Raw genomic sequence first — 2,265 nt, 5'->3', positions numbered from 1 at the left:
CCGTTCGACGGCGGCGTGAGAGGAGAATAGGAGCCGACCCTCAATCCCTCCCCTCAAGGGGGAGGGAGGCGATCGCCCCACCTCCCGAGGCGCGTCTCAACGCTCTGTGACGTCTCAGTCCAGCCGCCGCGCCGATTGCCGGAAGATCAGTTCGGGTTTGAGCTGGGTGCTCCGCGGCAGTGGAACGCCGCGATCGAGGTGGTTGATCGCCGCTTCCGCCGCCTGTGCACCGAGATCGGCGATCGGCTGCCGCACCGTGGTCAGCGGCGGGAAGAAATGCGCCGCCGACTCGATGTCGTCATAGCCCACCACCGAGATTTCGCCGGGGATCTCGACTCCGGCATCGTGCAGCCCATGCAGCAGCCCGATCGCCATGATGTCGCTGAGCGCAAAGATCGCCTCCGGCCGCGGCCCTGGTCGCCCGAGGATCTGGCGCGCCGCGGCCAGCCCGCCATCCATGGTGAGGTCGGTGCGAACCAGCCAGTCCCCATCGAGCGAAACGCCATGCGCCGCGAGCCCCGCCGTCAGCCCGGCGATACGATCGGCCATGCGCGGGTGGCTCTCCGGCCCGGAAACGCAGACGATGCGCCGAAAGCCGGCCGCCGCGAGATATGCGCCCACCAGGCGCCCGCCCTCCACCGAGTCGTCGGAGAACACTGACGCCACCGTGTCGGCCGGCGCGTCGATCGCCACCACCGGCACGCGCTTGATCTGCCCCAGCCGGCGGAAGAACTCGGGGCTCGCATTGGTGGTCATCACCACCATGGCGTCGACCCGCTTGGTGAACAGCGTCCGCATATAGGCGACGAGGTTGGTGGCCACGTCGTCGGTGTTACAGATCATCAGGGTGTAGCCATGCCTGAAGCAGGCCCGCTCCACCCCGCGGATCACCTCGCCGAAGAACGGGTTCGAGGTGGTGGTGACGATCATCCCGATGGTCCGCGTCCGGCTCGATTGCAGGGCGCGCGCCACGTCGGAGGGGAAATAGCCGAGATCGGCGATTGCGTCGTTAACCCGGCGGGCCGCGTCCTCGCTCACCGGACGGGTGTTGTTGATCACATGGGAGACGGTCGTGAACGAGACGTTCGCGCGTTTGGCAACGTCCTTAATGGTGACCATTGCTGCTCCCGGAACCCCTTCCTAGCTGCGCGACCTCGACTTCAGCCAGCGGTCGAAGGCCACGGCGACGATCAGGATCAGGCCGATGACGATGGACTGCGTGTAGGACGAGACATTGTTGAACTGCAAGCCGTTCTGCAGCACGCCGATCAGCGCCGCGCCGACCACCGTGCCGCCGACACTGCCGATGCCACCGAACAGCGAGGTGCCGCCGATCACCACCGCCGAGATCACCGTCAGCTCGTAGCCGATGCCGGCCACCGCTTCGGAGGAGTTGAGCCGCGCCGAAAGGACGAACGCCGCGAGCCCGGCAAAGAACCCGACAATGACGTAGACCGAGATCAGGATGCGATCGACGCGCAGGCCTGAGAGCCGCGCCGCCTCGGCATTGCCGCCCACCGCGTAAACCGCGCGGCCATAACGGGTGTAGCGCAGCACCAGGTGGCAGAGCAGCGCCGCCACGGCAAAGATGATCACCGGCACCGGCACCGGCCCGACGAGGCCCGTGCCGAACCAGCGCATCGAAGCATCGAACCCCGAGATCGGCCCACCATTGGAGAGCGTCAGCGTCAGCCCGCGGAAGATCGTCAGCCCGCCCAGTGTCACGACGAACGGCGGCACCTTCAGCCGGGTAATCGCCAGCCCCTGCACGCCGCCGGCCAGCGAGCCGACGACAACCGCTGCCAGCAAAGCTGCGAACCAGCCAAAGCCCTGCCCACCTCCAGCCGACAGTGACATCGAGTTCGCCGTCCCACCCTTTGCCACCACGGCGGCGACCATGCCGCAGAAGGCAAGGAGCGAGCCGACGCTGAGGTCGATGCCGGCAGTGAGGATGACGAAGGTCATCCCCAAGGCGATCAGCCCGGTGATTGAGATCTGCCGCATGATGTTGAAGACGTTGATCGGGTCGATGAAGCTCGGCTTCAGCGCGGTGAACACCACCACCAGCGCCAACAGGAACAGCAGCGGCCCGAAACGCTTCAGGATGCCGAAGCTGTTGGGGCCTTTCTTTTCGGCGGGTTCGGTTGTCGTGGTCATCTGGTCTCCCCCTGCCGCTCAGGGCTATCGCATATCGGTTTTGCGCACCGGCCTCCCGGTGATCCTCCACCGTGAAACGGGGGAGGGGGACCGCCGAAGGCGGTGGAG

The 2,265-nt window shown here is 66.6% G+C and carries 2 protein-coding genes; both read right to left on the bottom strand.

What is annotated here, in order from left to right; all coding sequences use genetic code 11:
* Nucleotides 1-114: 114 nt before the first annotated feature.
* Entirely contained in the window at nt 115-1,119 is a 1,005-nt protein-coding gene (locus VW23_RS08400) for a LacI family DNA-binding transcriptional regulator (protein ID WP_069909124.1), read from the bottom strand.
* Nucleotides 1,120-1,140: 21 nt separating this feature from the next.
* Complete coding sequence (locus VW23_RS08395) at nt 1,141-2,157, bottom strand: ABC transporter permease (protein WP_069909123.1); 1,017 nt, start codon at nt 2,155-2,157, stop codon at nt 1,141-1,143.
* Between the last annotated feature and the right edge of the window lie 108 nt (nt 2,158-2,265).

The sequence above is a fragment of the Devosia insulae DS-56 genome (assembly GCF_000970465.2).
Lineage (GTDB): Bacteria > Pseudomonadota > Alphaproteobacteria > Rhizobiales > Devosiaceae > Devosia_A > Devosia_A insulae.
The sequence above is the reverse complement of the archived record's forward strand: the minus strand, read 5'-3'. Positions and strand labels throughout refer to the sequence as shown.